Here is an 18,140-nt window from a genome sequence, read left to right on the forward strand (position 1 = left end):
GACGAACTCGCCCGGCCGCATGCCATGTTTCAGTTGCCGTTTTCCATAACCGGACTCCGGCAGTCTGTTCAGCCAGCGGAAGCGGGAGCTTCTGCGCCTTCAGCAGCGGCGGCTTCCAGAACAGCCGTCTCAGCCGGCAGTTCTTCAGCAGCACCGATGTCCTGACCAGAAGCAGCCAGCTCGGCGGAAATACCGTCGAGAACCGCGCCGGAGACCAGGTCGCAATACAGGGTGATGGCGCGGATGGCGTCATCGTTGCCCGGGATCGGATAGGTCACACCAGCAGGGTTGGAGTTGCTGTCCAGAACGCCGATGACCGGAATGCCAAGCTTCGTGGCTTCTTCGATCGCCAGCTTTTCCTTGTTCGTGTCGATCACGAACAGCAGGTCGGGCAGGCCACCCATTTCCTTGATGCCGCCGAGGGAACGCTCGAGCTTCTCGCGGTCACGCGTGATGTCGAGAACTTCCTTCTTCGTCAGACCGGCCGTGTCACCCGACAGCATCTCGTCGATCTGGCGCAGACGCTTGATGGAGCCCGTGATGGTCTTCCAGTTGGTCAGCATGCCGCCGAGCCAGCGATGGTTGACGTAGTACTGGCCGCAACGCTGTGCAGCTTCAGCAACATGGTCAGCCGCGGCGCGCTTGGTGCCGACGAACAGGACGCGACCACCGTTGGCGACCGTATCACGGACAACCTTCAGGGCGCGGTCCAGCATCGGAACCGTCTGCTGCAGGTCGATGATGTGAACCTGGTTACGCACACCGAACAGGTACGGCGCCATGGCCGGGTTCCAGCGACGGGTGTGGTGACCGAAATGAACGCCGGCTTCAAGGAGCTGGCGCATGGTGAAATCAGGCATTGCCATGATTCAGAATTCCTTGCGTCTGGTTGAACCTCCGCATGGCAACGTCCCCGAGGGGACACCAGAAAACCCTAGAGCCATGCGTGCGGATTGCTCTCATCCGGAGAAAACTCCGTAGAAGAACGGTCGCGATATGGCGGAAAATGCCCACAGACGCAAGACCTGTCAGCAGAGTTTCACACAATACTGCCCCGGTCAGACCTGTAAGGCCTTCTCAACCCCCCGCAATGTCCGCAGCCGCTCCGCAAGACGTGGCGTCACCCGGTAATGTCCCGGAATGGAGATTTCGACATCCTGCGTCTCCTCCACGGAAGGCAGCAGCTTCACACGCCCCAAGCCGCCCTGAACCTCTTCCAGCAGAGAAGCCAGATCCGGCAGGGACGCATCCTCCTTCAGCCAGACGCGGATTTCCGAACGCTCGGCCGCAGCCGCGACCTCCAGATCCATGACATTCTGAGCTGTGATCCGCAGCGCATCGCCATCCACCTTGAGTTCCGCCGTCACCAGGATGGCCTGTCCCGCCACCAGCAGATCCCGGCAGGATGTCAGCGTCTCGGAAAACAGCGTGACCTCACATCCGCCACCACTATCGGACAGATTGACCCAGGCCATTTTCTTGCCGGTCCGTGTCGGCCGCTCCTTACGATCCACAACACAGCCTGCGATCTTGACGCGCGTAGTCCCTGTTTTTGCAGCATTTTCCAGCGCATTGGATGGCGTTACACCCAGCCGCCTCAGGACGCTGCGATACGCATCCAAAGGATGTGCACTCATGTGAAACCCGATAGCCGAAGCTTCCAGCGAGAGACGTTCAAAGTCGGGCCAGGGGCGACCTTCGTTCAGGCGCAGAATCTCACGTTCCTGACCCGCCCCCCCGAAAAGTCCAGCCTGACCCATCTGCTGCTCCTGGGCCCGCGCCTGCGCCCGACGCAACAGAATGTCGGCACTCGAAAAAACGATATGTCGTTCTTTGAGAAGACTGTCGAAAGCCCCTGCTTTTGCAAGACTTTCCAATTGAATCTTGTTCAGACTCTTCGGATCACAGCGCTCCGCAAAATCCGTAAGATCCTGAAACGGTCTGTCCCCACGGCAAGCCACGACACTCTGCATCGCGGCCGCGCCCACACGTTTGATGGCCGACAACGCATAACGGATCCCCTGACGCCCGTCTTCCAGCGTTTCAATAGAAAAATCTGCCAAAGATTTATTAATATCAACGGGTAACACGGGAATATTCATTCGCCGTGCTTCCTGACACAAAGCCGCCAGCTTGTCCGTCTTTTCCCGTGCCAGAGACATGCAGCCCGCGAGGAACGCGACCGGATGGTTCGCCTTCATCCAGGCTGTCTGATAGGACACGAGCGCATAGGCTGCGGCATGCGACTTGTTAAAGCCATAATCCGCAAAACGAGCCATAAGATCAAAGACTTCGACCGCTTTTTCCTGAGGGATGCCACGCGCTGTTGCCCCCTCGGTGAAGATCGCGCGCTGCTTCTCCATTTCCGCTGCGATCTTCTTGCCCATCGCACGCCGCAGCAGATCCGCACCACCCAGACTGTAGCCCGCCATCTTCTGGGCGATCTGCATGACCTGTTCCTGATAGACCATGATCCCATAGGTCTCTTCAAGAATATCGCGGATTTCCTCGTGAGGCGGCTCCCAAGGCTCGCCATGCTTGCGGCGACAATAATCCGGGATGTTTGCCATCGGTCCGGGACGATACAGCGACACGCCCGCAATCAGATCCTCCAGCCGACTGGCCGCCATCTGCTTGAGCATGTCCCGCATGCCGGCGCCTTCGAACTGGAACACGCCGGCCGTATCGCCTTTGGCCAGCATCTCGAACGTCTTCGCATCATCCAGAGGAATACGTGAGAGATCAACCGTAATCCCCTGTTCTTTAAGGAAATCCAGACCCCGCTTGAGAATGGTGAGCGTTGTCAGGCCGAGGAAGTCAAACTTCACCAGTCCAGCCTGCTCGACATATTTCATGTTGTACTGCGTCACGAGCATGTCGCTCTTCGGATCGCGATACAGCGGCACCAACTCTACCAGTTCGCGATCACCGATCACCACACCCGCGGCATGGGTAGATGCATGACGGTACAGACCTTCAAGCTGCAACGCGATTTCCATGAGACGCTTGAGCGACTCATCGCTGTCCCGCATTTCCTGAAGCCGTGGTTCACCCTCAATCGCGTCTGACAGCGAAACAGGCTTGGCTGGATTGTTCGGGATCAGTTCTGCGACGCGGTTGACCATCCCATAAGGCAATCCCAGCACACGACCGACGTCCCGCACAGCGGCCTTGGCCTGAAGCTTTCCGAACGTGATGATCTGCGCGACACGGCTTCCGCCATATTCTTCGCGCACATACCGGATCACTTCATCGCGGCGGTCCTGACAGAAATCGATATCGAAATCCGGCATGGAAACACGCTCAGGATTCAGGAATCGCTCGAACAGCAGTCCGAACGGAATGGGATCGATATCCGTAATCGTCAGCGCATACGCCACCAGCGAGCCTGCACCCGATCCACGCCCTGGCCCGACCGGAATATCATGCGCCTTGGCCCACTGAATGAAGTCGGCAACAATCAGGAAGTAGCCCGGGAAGCCCATCCGCGCGATGATATCGAGCTCCACCTGAAGGCGCTCGGAATAAAGCTTGCGCTTCTCTTCACCCGCATTGATCGCGTCAAGACGCTTTTCCAGCCCTTCCCAGGCCATGGCCCGAAGCGTTTCCTCTTCCGTCGAGCCTTCGCGGACCTTGGGACAAATCGGCAGTAGCGGCTTGCGCGTGCAGGCCGCCACCGCACATTTTTGCGCAATGATCAGCGTGTTGTCACAGGCTTCCGGAAGATCATGAAAGACAGCCCGCATTTCCGCAGGCGTCTTGAACCAAGCCTGCGGAGAGACATGCCAGCGGTCTTCTTCCGCAATAGTGCGGCCCTGCGCGATACACAGCAGCGCATCATGGGCCTCATGCATTTCAGGCTTGGGGAAAAAGCATTCATTGGTGGCGACCAAGGGAATATCCATCTGATCCGCCATCGGGATCAGAACACTTTCGACTTCCTGCTCCCCTGCCTCTCCGAACCGGTTCAACTCAACCGCGATATTTCCCCGGAAAGCTTCTTCCAGACGGCTCAGAAGGGCCTGCGCCTCAGATTTCTGTTCTTCAAGGATCAGCTTGTTGATCGGCCCGCGATTGCCGCCCGTCAGCAGAAACAGTCCCGCCGCATGCTGACACAGAAAGTCGACCGCAACCGAAGGATCAGCCGGATCGCCGTTCAGAAATCCTTCAGACGACAGGATCTGGAGATTTGCCAGTCCTTCCTCATTCCGCGCCAGAACCACTAGCGGCTCGGACATCGCTCCGGGTTTTGTGCTGCGCGGGGGGAGTGAAATCTGGCAGCCGACAATCGGCTGAACACCATTGCTGCGACAGTACAGCGAGAACTCAAGCGCACCGAACAGATTGCCGCTATCCGTCAGGGCGACGGCCGGCATGCCATTCTTGGCTGCCAGGCTCACAAGCTCCGGAATCCGGATTGCGCCCTGACTCAGGGAGTACGCGGAATGATTTCTGAGATGAACAAAATCGGCATGAGACATGCCGCCATTCTATCAGGGACGGGCAGCGGATACAGGAGAATTTGATATCCCCGCTCCACATCAGGCGTCAGAACGGAACGAGCTTTCCATCCCGCAGCGTCACAGTCCGGTCCATGCGGGAGGCCAGTTCGTCATTATGCGTGGCGATCAGGGCCGCCGCGCCCTCTTCCCGCACCACACGCAGAAGCTCGCCAAACACATGATCGGCTGTACCGATATCCAGATTGCCGGTTGGCTCGTCCGCCAGAAGCAGCTTCGGCTGATTGGCCAGCGCACGCGCAATTGCCGTCCGCTGCTGCTCGCCACCCGACAGCCGTCCCGGCAGCGAATCAAGACGATGTGACAACCCAAAGCGGCCCAGCAGATCCCGTGCCCGCTCTCGCGCCTTGCGTGGTGATACACCTGCGATCAACTGCGGCAGCATGACATTCTCGCATGCAGTGAACTCACCAAGCAGATGATGGAACTGGTACACGAACCCGATCTGATCGCGCCGAATTGCGGTCCGGACCGTATCGCTCAGCCCGCTGGCCGGACGATCCGCCACGAAGACCGTACCCGCCGACGGCGCTTCCAGCAGTCCTGCAAGATGCAGGAGCGTGGACTTTCCGGTTCCGCTCGGCGCCACCAGCGCCACGATTTCGCCAGCCCGGAGCTCGAATTCCGCTCCGCTCAGGATTTCGAGCGTTTCTTCACCCGACCGGAAACGGCGTGTCAGGCCTTCAAGGCGCAGGGCGCTCGCACCCGTTGAAACTTCATTCATGACGCAGCGCCTCGATCGGATCGGTTCTCGCCGCCCGCCAGGACGGATACAGCGTCGCCAGTAGCGACAGGACCAGCGACATCCCGATCACTTCCCAGACCTGCGACCACACCAGTTTCGCTGGCAGGCGCTCCAGAAAATAGACTTCCGGATTAAACAGGTTCGTCCCCGTGAGCGACTGGAGCCACTGGCGGATCCGCTCAATGTTCAGCGCAAACGCAATGCCCAGCGCCGAGCCCGCTACAGTCCCAACAATTCCGACAGACGCACCGCACATGAGGAAAATCCGCATGATTGCGCCCCGGCTTGCACCAAGCGTTCGCAGCACGGCGATATCCCGCGTCTTGTCCTTCACCATCATGATGAGCGACGAAATGACGTTGAATGCTGCCACAAGGATGATCAGCGTCAGGATCAGGAACATCACGTTCTGCTCGACCGTCACAGCATCCAGAAAGCCGTTTGCGCTCTGCGTCCAGTCCAGCACGCGCAGGCGCGGGTCTTCGAGACGCGCGGCAATCGCTTTGCGCGTCGGCTGCACATTCGACGGATCAGCCGTCGAGACCTGAATGAGCGAAACGGCGGATGGCCCCAGCATCAGGAATTTCTGAGCTGCAGGCAGCGGCATCAGGACAATGCTGGAATTATAATCGTTCCAGTTGGCGTCGAAAATGACGGCCACATGATAGGTTTTCACCCGCGGCATCGTCCCGAACGGCGTCGCCTGCCCGTCCGGAGACAGAAGCGTGATCGGAGACCCGATCGTCAGCCCGGCACGATCCGCCATTGTCGTGCCGATCGCAACCGCATTATCGCCGGTAAAGTCGTTCAGACTTCCCGCAATGATCCCGCTGCTCAGCGCCGTCCAGTCCCGGAGCGATTGCTGGGACACGCCCTGCATTTCCGCCCCGGACGAGAAGCGTCCCGCTTCAACCAGCACAGTGCCCTGCGCCATGGGGATAACAGATTTTACGCCCGGAACCTGCCGGATTGCGGCAACATCGTTTTCGTAAGCCTCGATGGGACGCCCGTAGCCATAGACCGTCAGATCGCCGTGCAGTCCAAGGATGCGTCCCATCAGATCAGCCTTGAACCCGTTCATTACCGACATAACGATGATGAGCGTTGCCACTCCAAGCGCAATCCCGATCAGGGAAAAAATGGCAATGATCGAGGCGAAACGTTCGCCACGGCGGGCGCGGAGATACCGCCCCGCCACCATGCGCTCAAAGCGGCCAAACATCAGGCTGCTCCGATTTTCGCCAGAGCGTCCTCGACCGACAGCTCAAACCGCTCGCCTGTGGCGCGCTGCTTGAGCTCGACCTTGCCTTCCTTGGCACCGCGCGGTCCAACGATGATCTGCCAGGGATGTCCCATCAGATCCGCATCGTTGAACTTCACGCCAGCCCGCTCAGAGCGGTCGTCGTACAACAGGTTCTCGGGATCGGTGCCGTAGATGCGGTCGCAGATCGCATCGCATGCCTCGTCGTCTTGACGCAGGTTCAGGATCGCGGCGCGATAGGGTGCTACGGAAGCCGGCCAGATGATGCCAGCATCGTCATGCGACGCTTCGATGATCGCACCGACCAGACGCGACACGCCCACGCCATAAGAGCCCATGTGTGGATGGAACGGCGCACCATCCGGACCGCTCACTTCGATTCCCATGGACGCGGTGTATTTCGTTCCGAAATAGAAGATGTGACCGACTTCGATGCCACGCCCTTCACGTTTGCGCTCGGCCGGAACCTTGGCCCATTCAGCCTCGTCGTGCTTCTCATCCGTCGCCGCATAGTGATCGGTCACGGTCGCGAAGAACGTGGCCAGGCTCTCGGCATCGTCACAATCGACCGGACGGCTCAGCCAGTCCTGCTCCTCAAGCGCTGCATCGAAGAACACGGCGCTCTCACCCGTGGGCGCCAGCACCAGGAACTCGTGGCTCAGATCGCCGCCGATCGGACCGGTATCGGCGACCATCGGCACTGCCCGCACACCCAGACGCTGGAAGATACGCAGATAGGACAGCATCATCCGGCGATAGCTGGCGACGGCACCTTCGTAGGACGCATCAAAGGAATACGCGTCCTTCATCAGAAACTCACGTCCGCGCATCACACCGAAACGGGGACGCACCTCGTCACGGAACTTCCACTGGATGTGGTAGAGCGCCTTGGGCAGTTCCTTGTAGGACTTCACGGACGATCCGAAGATATCCGTGATCATTTCCTCGTTCGTCGGCCCATAAAGCAGGTCACGGCCATGACGGTCCTGAATGCGGAGCATCTCCGGACCATAGGCGTCATAGCGGCCCGACCGGCGCCACAGTTCGGCCGACTGAAGCGTCGGCATCAGGACTTCCTGCGCCCCGATGGCGTCCTGCTCTTCACGGATGATCTGCTCGATATTGCGCAGAACCCGCAGCCCGGCCGGCAGCCAGGCATAGATGCCCGAAGCGGTCTGGCGCACAAGGCCAGCCCGCAGCATCAGACGGTGAGACGCAATCTGCGCCTCGGCCGGAACTTCCTTCAGCGTCGGCTGGAAGGCTTTCGTCAAACGCATGTGTATTTCTCTCAGACGCGCAGCAGATGAACATCAACAAGCGGACGCTTCTGGAGCTTGCGCCCCAGAGCACGGCGCAGGGCCGTCTTGGCCGCATCCCGGAACGCCGCATCGTCCTGACGCAGTTCGTCGGGGATCTGGTCGATGGCATCGGCGAATTCTTCCTGAATCCGCACGCTTTCCGGATCATCCGATTCCAGCAGACCCGGTGCGCTGATCTTCGGATCGCCGATGACATAGCCTTCGTCATCAACGGCAAAGCTCGCCAGCACGATACCGTTGAACAGCATCTTGCGACGCGCCGCCAGAACGCCACCCGTCATCGGCAGCAGACGGCCGCCATCCAGAGCCAGACGACCCGTCGGCGCCGTATCCACGACCTTCACCTCACCCGGAGACAGGTTCAGGATATCGCCATCTTCCAGCAGGATCGGCTCGGCACCCATTTCGTGCGCCAGAGCGGCATGCGCCGTCAGATGACGCCACTCACCATGGGTCGGGATGCTGTATTTCGGACGGACGATCCGGTACAGCGTGCGAATGTCCTCGCTGGTCGCATGACCGGAGGTGTGGACCTTCGCATCCTTGTCCGTGAGGACCGTCACGCCACGACGCGACAGGTTGTCCTGTACAGCCATGACGGCCTGCTCGTTGCCCGGGATCATCCGCGAACTGTAGATCACCGTATCTCCCTCACCGAGGGCGATGTTCGGATGCGTGTCGGACGCAATGCGCGACAGGGCCGAACGCGGTTCGCCCTGACTACCCGTGATGATCATCAGCAGGTTGTCGTCTTCGACGTCCCGGGCATCCTGCTCGGTCAGGAATGGCGGCAGATCCTGGAAATAGCCGCACTCACGTGCCGCCGTTTCAAGATTGCGCAGCGAACGCCCAACAATCATGACCACACGGCCGGAAGCCTGGGCCGCCTTCGCGATGCTCTCGACGCGCGCCACGTTACTGGCAAAACACGTCACGGCAATCCGGCCTTCCAGCCCCGCGATCAGCTCCGTCAGGCCCTTGCGCACATCGGCTTCGGACTCCGACTTGCCCGGCTTGAGCACGTTCGTGCTGTCACCGACCATAGCGAGCACGCCTTCGTCACCGAGCTTGCCGAACGTCTCGAGATCCGTCACCGGACCGACCAGCGGGTTCTCGTCAAGCTTCCAGTCACCCGTGTGAACGATCAGACCATGCGGCGTCCGCAGGGCTACGGCCTGCGCTTCGGCGACGGAATGCGTCACGGATACGAACTGCAGATCGAACGGCCCCACGTCAAAACGCGAACCCGGACGGATGACGTGGATCTTCACCTGATTGTTCAGATGGGCTTCCTGCAGCTTGCGGCGCAGCACGGCGGCGGCAAACGGCGTGGCGTAGACCGGGCAGCGCAGATACGGCCACAGATGCGCCACCGCCCCCAGATGATCTTCATGCGCATGCGTGATCACGAGACCGCACAGGTCCCGCGCACGATCGGCGATAAAGGTCGGATCCGGCATGAGCACTTCGGCTTCAGGCGTATCGTTGCCCGAAAACCCGATGCCGCAGTCAATGGCAAGCCAGGTGTCGTGGCCGTTCTTCGTCAGGCAGTAGAGGTTGAAATTCATGCCGATCTCGCCCGTCCCGCCCAAGGGCAGGAAGGACAGACCGTCCTGTTTTTCTGTCATGATTGTTCCTTGCAGATATGATGCATAATCAGAGTGATATTCATTGCCCGATGCCCTGAGAGCGCTCGGGGGAATAGGAAAGCGGCGGACCCGTATTGCGGTCCGCCAGAAGGCGCAGGCCATCCAGCGTCAGATCGGGCGCCAGCACATCAAAAAGCGGCGTTCCCTCAGAGAACAGCGGAGCCAGACCGCCTGTTGCGATCACAGTCGGCTTTGCGTCCATTTCATCGGAAATTCGGTGGATCAGTCCCTCGACGAGACCGACATAGCCCCAGAACAGGCCCGAGCGCATCGCCACGCTCGTATTGCGGCCAATCGCCGCCGTAGGGCGGCCGATGCTCATGCGCGGCAGGCGGGCAGCTGCACGGTGCAGCGCATCGATCGACAGGTTCACACCCGGAGCAATCGCGCCACCACAGAACTGTCCCGCACTGTTGACGACATCAAAGGTCGTCGCGGTCCCGAAATCGACCACGATCAGCGGTGCGCCAAAAAGCTCGCGACCCGCCAGACCGTTCAGGCGACGGTCCGCGCCAAGTTCATTCGGATTGTCGACAAGAACGTCGATACCCCAGTCCAGCCTTGCATTGGCGACCAGAGGCACGACATCCAGCCATTCACGACAGAAACGGCGCAGTTCGTAAAGCGCTACGGGCACAACCGTCCCGATAATGGCCCGCGTAATAGCCTTGGCGTTCACACCCACCCGATCGAAGAGTGTCAGAAGCCAGGCCGCATATTCATCCGCAGTTCGTGCTTCATTCGTCGAAATACGCCATTGCCCCAGCCACGACTCTCCATCGTGTACAGCGAACACGATGTTGGTGTTTCCAGCATCAATGACGAGAAGCACGTTGCGGTCCGGTCCTTCAGTCCAGCAGGATATCGCCGGTTACAACCGGAATGGTTTCACCGTGGGGCAAGGCAAGCAGCAGGCGTCCCTGCGCATCGAGCCCTGAAAACGAACCTGTAATATAGGTTTCACAACGCTGAACCGCAAGCGGGGTGCCAACCGGGTGCGCCCGCGCCAGCCACGCGGCCCGAACCGGGGCAAACCCTTCCCGCTCCCGGAGGGCGGTCCAGTGTTCGATCTGTGCCACCAGCACCTTTCCGAAAGCTTCAGCAGACGGCGGATCAGTCACTTCGGAGAGCGCCGCCAGACGACGCCCCGGAATTTCGGGCGCCTGCCGCAGATTGGCCCCGATTCCCACGACAACCCAGGGATTGCCCTGTGGACCGCCCGTCTCGATCAGCACGCCCGCCATCTTTCGGCCGTCCATCAGAAGATCGTTGGGCCATTTAAGCATGAAGCGGGACGGCCCCGTCACAACCGGGCAGAAATGGATTGCCGTCTCAAAAAGGGCCACAGCGACAACAAACGGAAGAGCCGCGATGAAAGCCGCAGGATCAGCCGGACGAAACAGCAGCGAAATGGCAAGATTGCCACCCGGGTCGGTCCAAGTCCGTCCGCGCGTGCCGCGCCCTGATGTCTGGGAAAAAGCCTGAACGGCAAGATGTTCGGGTTCACCGGCTTCGGCTCTGGCTTTGCACAGATCGGAAGTGGACCCGAGCGTTTCATGATATTCGAAACGCCAGCTCATGGCTGCATGATGTTCTTTATGGTGGGCGATGACGGGATTGAACCGCCGACCCTCTCGGTGTAAACGAGACGCTCTACCGCTGAGCTAATCGCCCTCAGACTGTGTGTGCGGTCTATATACACGGTTCCGGATGGCGGTAAAGCCACCCGAAACCGTTTTGTGAGCTTTCTCAGCTCACGGCGTCCTTCAGACCCTTGCCCGGCTTGAAGCGGACAGAGGTGGATGCCGGAATGTCGATCTCTTCGCCCGTGCGCGGGTTACGGCCCTTGGCGGCCTTGCGCGTGGCAGTCACGAAGCTGCCGAAACCGACGAGACGGACTTCCTGCTTCTTGGCAAGCGTCGCCTCGATCGTGCTGAACACCGCATCGACAACTTCGCTGGCCTTGGCCTTCGGAAGATCGGCAGCGTCTGCAACGGCGGCGATCAGTTCCTGCTTGTTGAGGGGCTTCTCCATGATGTGCCTTTCTGGTGTTAGAGCGCTTGAGCCGGGCTCTGGTGAGTCCCTTCTGGCTCAGGCGCCTTGTTCGATCTGCGGCCGCACTATGAAGCGGATTTTGCCCGCGTCAACTGCTAGAATCGCAGAAGCGTGTCAGTGTCAGTGTGGAAGTGCCTGCGGAGCCGTCTTATCCACCGTTATTTCACCCATCGGGTCGACATTTTCGTCCCATTCGATGGCTTCCGGCATACGAGTCAGAGCGATCTTGAGCACCTCATCCACATGGCTCACGGGAATGATCTTGAGCGCGTGACGGACATTATCCGGCACCTCCGCGAGATCCTTCTCGTTATCCTTGGGGATCAGGACCGTCTTGATGCCCGCCCGCAGAGCCGCCAGCAGCTTCTCCTTGAGCCCCCCGATCTCCAGAACGCGGCCACGCAGGGTGATCTCACCCGTCATGGCCACATCCTTGCGGATGGGAATCTGGGTCATGATGCTCACAAGAGACGTCGCAAGCGCGATACCGGCGGACGGACCATCCTTGGGCGTCGCACCTTCGGGAAGATGGATATGAATATCCCGCTTCTCGAACAGCGGCGGCCGGATCCCGAAGTCCTGCGCCCGCGAGCGGACATAGGACAGCGCGGCCGAGATGCTCTCCTGCATGACTTCACCGAGCTTGCCGGTCTGCTTGACCTGCCCCTTGCCCGGAACCATCACGCTCTCGATCGTCAGGATCTCGCCGCCGACCGAAGTCCAGGCGAGCCCTGTCACCACGCCGACCATGTCCTCCGTCTCGGTCTCGCCATGACGGTAGCGACGGACACCCGCATACTTCTCGAGGTTTTCAGGTGTGATCTCGACATGCTTGACACCGGTCGTGATGATTTCCTTGACCGTCTTGCGCGCGAGCTTGGCCAGTTCACGCTCAAGGTTCCGGACGCCAGCCTCGCGGGTATAGGAGCGGATCAGTTCGCGGATCGTATCATCCGTGACCGTCCATTCATCCGGCTTCAGATTATGCGCCTCCGCCTGCTTGCCCAGAAGATGACGGCGCGCGATCTGCACCTTCTCGTCTTCCGTATAGCCGGACAGGTTGATGATCTCCATGCGGTCCAGCAGCGGCTGGGGCATGTTGAGGCTGTTGGCCGTCGTGACGAACATCACATCCGAAAGATCATAATCCACTTCCAGATAATGATCGGCAAACGTGGAGTTCTGCTCTGGATCCAGCACTTCGAGCAGTGCAGACGACGGATCACCCCTCCAGTCGGCACCCAGCTTGTCGATCTCATCGAGCAGGAACAGCGGGTTGGATGTCCGCGCCTTCTTCATGCCCTGGATGATCTTGCCCGGCATGGAGCCGATATAGGTCCGGCGATGGCCTCGGATCTCGGATTCATCGCGCACACCACCCAGCGACATGCGGATGTAGTTCCGCCCTGTCGCCTTGGCGATCGAACGCGCCAGAGAGGTCTTGCCCACACCCGGCGGCCCGACGAGGCACAGAATTGGTCCCTTGAGCTTCTGCGAGCGCGTCTGCACCGCCAGATACTCAAGGATCCGCTCCTTGACCTTCTCCAGACCGTAATGCTCGGCTTCGAGAACGTCCTCGGCGTGCTGGAACTCCCGCGTGATCTTGGAGCGCTTTTTCCAGGGGATTCCCAGCAGCCAGTCGAGATAGTTGCGCACAACCGTGCTCTCGGCCGACATCGGGCTCATGCCACGCAGCTTCTTCAGCTCGGCATGAGCCTTTTCCTTGGCCTCACGGCTCAGACGGGTCTTGTTGATCTTCTCTTCAAGCTCGGAGTTCTCGTCCTTGCCGTCTTCGCCTTCGCCGAGTTCCTTCTGGATCGCCTTGAGCTGCTCGTTCAGATAGTACTCGCGCTGGGTCTTCTCCATCTGCCGCTTGACGCGGTTGCGGATGCGCTTTTCGACCTGAAGGACACCGATTTCCGTCTCGATATGCGCGAAAACCTGTTCCAGGCGACGCGCAGCCGAGGCCGTCTCCAGAATTTCCTGCTTTTCGGAAATCTTGAGGTTCAGATGGCTCGCAATCGTATCGGCCAGCTTGGAAATACCCTCGATCTGGTTGATCGAGACCATGACTTCCGGCGGGATCTTCTTGTTGAGCTTGATATACTGCTCGAACTGCGAAACCGTCGAACGGCTCAGCGCCTCGATCTCACTTCCCGGAGCGGCATCAACAGGCTCCTCGGGGATTTCCTCGATTTCAGCCTCAAAATGCCCGTCCACATCGAACAGACGCGTGATGTGCACACGCCGCGTCCCCTCGACCAGAACCTTCACGGTCCCGTCAGGCAGTTTCAGAAGCTGAAGGATCGTCGACACCGTACCGTAGCGATAGATGTCATCGACGGACGGATCGTCCAGCGAGACATCCTTCTGCGCCACGAGCAGGATCTGCTTGCTCTCGCGCGTTACGGTCTCCAGCGCCTTCACCGACTTCTCGCGCCCGACAAACAGCGGCACGATCATGTGCGGAAACACGACAATGTTCCGAAGCGGCAGAACGGCCATCACGTCATGACGTACGGGCTGCTGCACCACAGGGGCCGCAGCTTCAGGCTCCGCCTTGCGCGCTGCAGCACGTGGCTTGCGCGTTACCTTCTTCGGAGCCGCAGCAGCTTTTTCGGAAATGGCCACATCGTCTGTCTTCTTTGTGCGGCGGCGGGTTTTCGGCTTGGTATCGTCAGTCATTCACTTGATCTCCAGAGGGACGATCTTGCGATACCGGCCTGCCATGCAGCGCCGGGATCACATTTCTTTCATGCTTGAGCGGCATGAATTCGGACAACCTCAGTCAGTTATGTCGAAAGCCGATGGGGCCAGCACAAGAGCCGGAACCATTTTTACGCAGACTGCTCGGCGGGTTCGGACTTGCCCTTCCCGTAGACATAGACTGGCTGGGCCTTGTTTTCCGCCACGTCCCGGTTGATGACGACTTCTTCCACGCCTTCAAGTCCGGGAAGGTCGAACATCGTACCAAGCAGGATGCTTTCCAGGATCGAACGCAGGCCACGCGCACCGGTCTTGCGCTCGATGGCGCGTTTGGCGATCGCTGCCAGGGCATCTTCCGTGAAGGTCAGCTTGACGCCTTCCATCTCGAAGAGACGGCCATACTGCTTGATCAGCGCGTTCTTGGGCTTGCTGAGGATCTGGATCAGTGCGGATTCATCCAGATCGTTCAGCGCCGCTATGACCGGGAGACGCCCAATGAATTCGGGGATGAGGCCGAACTTCAGCAGATCTTCCGGCTCCACGCTCTGCAGGATCGCACCAAGACGACGCTCGTCATCAGAACGCACATCTGCACCGAAGCCGATGCCCGATCCCTTGCCACGCGCCGAAATGATCTTGTCCAGACCGGCAAAGGCGCCACCACAGATGAAGAGCATGTTGGTCGTGTCGACCTGCAGGAACTCCTGCTGCGGATGCTTGCGGCCACCCTGCGGCGGCACGGAAGCCACGGTGCCTTCCATGAGCTTCAGCAGGGCCTGCTGCACGCCCTCGCCCGAGACATCACGCGTGATGGACGGGTTGTCGGACTTGCGGGAAATCTTGTCGATCTCGTCGATATAGACGATACCGCGCTGGGCCCGATCGACATTGTAGTCGGCGGACTGGAGCAGCTTGAGGATGATGTTCTCCACGTCCTCGCCGACATAGCCGGCTTCGGTCAGGGTCGTGGCATCGGCCATCGTGAAGGGAACGTCCAGGATACGGGCCAGCGTCTGGGCAAGCAGGGTCTTGCCCGAACCCGTCGGGCCGATCAGCAGGATGTTGGACTTCGCAATCTCGATGTCGCTGCTCTTCGCGGCATGGGCGAGGCGCTTGTAGTGGTTGTGAACCGCCACGGAGAGCGCACGCTTGGCCTCGAACTGACCGATCACGTAATCGTCAAGGACCTTGCAGATTTCCTTGGGGGTCGGAACACCGTCGCGGGACTTCACGAGATGGGTCTTGTGCTCTTCACGGATGATATCCATGCAGAGCTCGACGCATTCATCGCAGATGAAGACCGTGGGACCAGCAATCAGTTTGCGGACTTCGTGCTGGGATTTCCCACAGAACGAGCAATACAGGGTGTTCTTGGAATCGCCGGATTTGTTGCTCATTGCTGTTCCCTTTCCCTTGCGCACGACCTGACCACATTCACGCAGCAGACATGCGAAAGAACTTTAACTTTAGGCCGAGGTCAGAGCCTTCGGCAACCCCGGAGCCCAAATGCCCCAAGACACGAAAAGCGGCATATCGGAATGCCGCTTTTCTGTTCCGGTAAGGAGCATCAGGCTTCTCAGGTCCGGAAATGCCTCAACTCGGGTCGGGCGTGGTCTCATGCGGATTGCGTTCGACGACCTTGTCGATCAGGCCGAATTCGCGGGCCTCATTGGCCGAGAGATAGCTGTCACGCTCGAGCTTCTGCTCGATCTGCTCCAGCGTCTGGCCGGTATGTTCGCGATAGATCTCGTTCAGCCGCTGACGGATGATGAGGATTTCGCGAGCCTGGATCTCGATGTCCGAAGCCTGACCCTGCGCACCACCGGAAGGCTGGTGAACCATCACGCGGGCATTCGGAAGGGCGTAGCGATGCCCCTTCTCGCCACCTGCCAGAAGCAGGGAACCCATGGATGCGGCCTGACCGATGCAGACCGTGCTCACGGGGCAGCGGATGTACTGCATGGTGTCATAGATCGCGAGACCAGCGGAAACGACACCGCCCGGGCTGTTGATGTAGAACGAGATTTCCTTGGTGGGATTCACGCTCTCCAGATAAAGGAGCTGCGCGCAGATCAGGGACGAAACCTGATCGTAGACGGGTCCGGTCAGGAAGATGATGCGCTCCTGAAGGAGACGCGAAAAGATGTCGAAAGAGCGCTCTCCGCGGGCAGTCTGCTCGACCACCATCGGCACCAGAGAGTTGCTGAACACCTCGAGGGGATCACGATCCCGAATGGTCATGCTGTCTGTTCCTCAATGCCCGATGGGCTTTCTTCTGCTCCCTAACATGGACCCGACATGCCGTTCCGTCAAAGGGAGCAGGCAGGAAAAAACGGGCACCCCGAAGAGTGCCCGCTGGTTCCCGCGCCGAAAGATCAGAGTTCGGCGGGCGGGATCTCGGCCAGTTCTTCCGGCGTCACTTCCTTGTCGGTGACGTCGGCCAGCTCGATCAGGTAATCGACGACCTTGTTTTCCAGGATCGGGCCACGGAGCCCTTCAACAGCCTGCGGGTTCTTGGAGAAGAACTCGAAAACCATCTGTTCCTGGCCCGGATAACGACGGGCTTCCTGCTGCATCGCACCGAGGAGTTCTTCGCGAGACACCTGGATTTCCTGCTTGCGGCCGATTTCAGCCAGCAGCAGACCCAGCTTCACGCGACGCTCTGCAATGCGACGGTAGTCAGCCTTGAGGGTCTCTTCGTCCTTGCCGGCATCTTCCTCGTCCAGACGACCGACCTTGCGGTCTTCCTCGACGCGGGCCCAGATCTGGTTAAACTCGGCGTCAACCATGCTGGACGGAGCTTCGAAGTCCGTCTTCTCGGACAGGGCGTCCAGAAGGTCGCGCTTGATGCGCAGACGCGAAAGCTGCTGGTATTCACCCTCAGCCTGCTCGGTGATGATCTTGCGGATCTGCTCGAGGTTCTCGAAACCGATCGTCTTGGCAAGCTCGTCATCGATGGCCGGATCAACAGCCTTCTTCAGGGACTTCGCCTTGATGTCGAAGGTCACGGCCTTGCCAGCCAGCTCTTCAGCCTGATAGTCGGCCGGGAACGTCACGTTGATGACGCGCTCTTCGCCAGCCTTCATGCCTTCCATCTGCTCGGCGAAGCCGGGGATGAAGCCTTCGCCGCCGATTTCGACGTTCACGTCGTCAGCGGTGCCACCGTCGAACGGCGTGCCGTCCAGCTTGCCCACGAAATCGACGCACAGGACATCACCCTTGGCGGCCGGACGGTCTTCTTCGATCGTCTCGAACTTGCGGCTGCGACGGGCGACGTCGTTCAGAGCCTTGTCGACGGTCTCTTCGCTGACCTTGGCGCCAAGGCGCGTCAGCTTCAGGCCGGACAGGTCGGGAACTTCGATTTCCGGGAGAACTTCGGTCTCAACCTTGAATTCGAGATCCTTGCCGTCTTCGATGGCGGAAACCACTTCGATCTTCGGCTGCATGGCCGGACGGATCTTCTGCTCTTCGAACAGCTTGGCGGTCGCGTCGTTGACGGCTTCCTCAAGCAGTTCGGCGTTCACGGACTCGCCATAGCGCTGCTTGACGAGGGAAGCCGGCACCTTGCCCGGACGGAAGCCCGGAAGCTTGATCGTCTTGGCAACTTCGGCGAGTCGTGCATCGCGGCGGGCCTGCAGGTCGGCAGACGGGACAACGACGGTGAAGGCGCGCTTAAGTCCTTCGTTGAGCGTGGGCGTAACCTGCATGAGCCAGGCGATCCTCTCGGTCGGTAGGTTGGTCAAATCTCTTTCTCGGGAAGCCGGGCTTGGTGCGGGCGGAGGGACTTGAACCCCCACGACTTGCGCCACCAGAACCTAAATCTGGCGTGTCTACCAATTTCACCACGCCCGCAGCGCTCGGCCTCCAGGCTCGTGTTACCGAACC

At 59.8% G+C, this 18,140-nt stretch carries 13 protein-coding genes and 2 tRNA genes; all 15 read right to left on the bottom strand.

The genetic code is table 11. From position 1 onward, the window contains the following. Positions 1–68 precede the first annotated feature (68 nt). The gene (gene rpsB / locus GOX01_RS02570) at positions 69–866 is read right to left on the bottom strand and encodes a 30S ribosomal protein S2 (protein ID WP_011251676.1); all 798 of its coding nucleotides are present in this window, start codon (positions 864–866) and stop codon (positions 69–71) included. 192 nt (positions 867–1,058) lie between these two features. Next, positions 1,059–4,481, bottom strand: a complete 3,423-nt coding sequence (dnaE, locus tag GOX01_RS02575; RefSeq protein ID WP_011251677.1) for a DNA polymerase III subunit alpha — start codon at positions 4,479–4,481, stop codon at positions 1,059–1,061. A 67-nt stretch (positions 4,482–4,548) separates the two neighbouring features. Beyond that, positions 4,549–5,244, bottom strand: coding sequence for an ABC transporter ATP-binding protein (locus GOX01_RS02580; RefSeq protein ID WP_011251678.1), 696 nt, complete (start codon positions 5,242–5,244; stop codon positions 4,549–4,551). After that, positions 5,237–6,487: a lipoprotein-releasing ABC transporter permease subunit gene (locus GOX01_RS02585; protein ID WP_011251679.1), complete on the bottom strand. Its 1,251-nt coding sequence runs from the start codon at positions 6,485–6,487 to the stop codon at positions 5,237–5,239. The genes GOX01_RS02580 and GOX01_RS02585 overlap by 8 nt, the downstream gene beginning before the upstream one ends. After that, positions 6,487–7,803, bottom strand: coding sequence for a proline--tRNA ligase (gene proS, locus GOX01_RS02590; RefSeq protein WP_011251680.1), 1,317 nt, complete (start codon positions 7,801–7,803; stop codon positions 6,487–6,489). Before proS ends, GOX01_RS02585 begins: the two co-directional genes overlap by 1 nt. Positions 7,804–7,814: 11 nt before the next feature. Further along, the gene (locus GOX01_RS02595) at positions 7,815–9,473 is read right to left on the bottom strand and encodes a ribonuclease J (protein WP_011251681.1); all 1,659 of its coding nucleotides are present in this window, start codon (positions 9,471–9,473) and stop codon (positions 7,815–7,817) included. 40 nt (positions 9,474–9,513) lie between these two features. After that, a complete protein-coding gene (locus GOX01_RS02600) occupies positions 9,514–10,326 on the bottom strand; it encodes a type III pantothenate kinase (RefSeq protein WP_011251682.1) in 813 nt (270 codons plus the stop codon). A gap of 16 nt (positions 10,327–10,342) precedes the next feature. After that, on the bottom strand, positions 10,343–11,074 hold the full coding sequence (locus GOX01_RS02605; protein WP_011251683.1) for a biotin--[acetyl-CoA-carboxylase] ligase: 732 nt from the start codon (positions 11,072–11,074) through the stop codon (positions 10,343–10,345). A gap of 19 nt (positions 11,075–11,093) precedes the next feature. Beyond that, positions 11,094–11,168: transfer RNA gene (locus tag GOX01_RS02610), tRNA-Val, on the bottom strand. A 75-nt stretch (positions 11,169–11,243) separates the two neighbouring features. Beyond that, positions 11,244–11,528, bottom strand: a complete 285-nt coding sequence (locus GOX01_RS02615; protein ID WP_011251684.1) for an HU family DNA-binding protein — start codon at positions 11,526–11,528, stop codon at positions 11,244–11,246. Positions 11,529–11,669: 141 nt separating this feature from the next. Then, the gene (gene lon, locus GOX01_RS02620; protein ID WP_011251685.1) at positions 11,670–14,234 is read right to left on the bottom strand and encodes an endopeptidase La; all 2,565 of its coding nucleotides are present in this window, start codon (positions 14,232–14,234) and stop codon (positions 11,670–11,672) included. A gap of 152 nt (positions 14,235–14,386) precedes the next feature. Beyond that, positions 14,387–15,652, bottom strand: coding sequence for an ATP-dependent Clp protease ATP-binding subunit ClpX (gene clpX, locus GOX01_RS02625; RefSeq protein WP_024717294.1), 1,266 nt, complete (start codon positions 15,650–15,652; stop codon positions 14,387–14,389). Positions 15,653–15,848: 196 nt separating this feature from the next. After that, a complete protein-coding gene (locus GOX01_RS02630; RefSeq protein ID WP_011251687.1) occupies positions 15,849–16,496 on the bottom strand; it encodes an ATP-dependent Clp protease proteolytic subunit in 648 nt (215 codons plus the stop codon). 134 nt (positions 16,497–16,630) lie between these two features. Then, entirely contained in the window at positions 16,631–17,962 is a 1,332-nt protein-coding gene (tig, locus tag GOX01_RS02635; protein WP_011251688.1) for a trigger factor, read from the bottom strand. Positions 17,963–18,022: 60 nt separating this feature from the next. After that, positions 18,023–18,107, bottom strand: a tRNA-Leu gene (locus GOX01_RS02640). Between the last annotated feature and the right edge of the window lie 33 nt (positions 18,108–18,140).

Origin of the sequence: Gluconobacter oxydans (assembly GCF_006539685.1) — a bacterium.
Classification (GTDB): Bacteria; Pseudomonadota; Alphaproteobacteria; order Acetobacterales; family Acetobacteraceae; genus Gluconobacter; species Gluconobacter oxydans.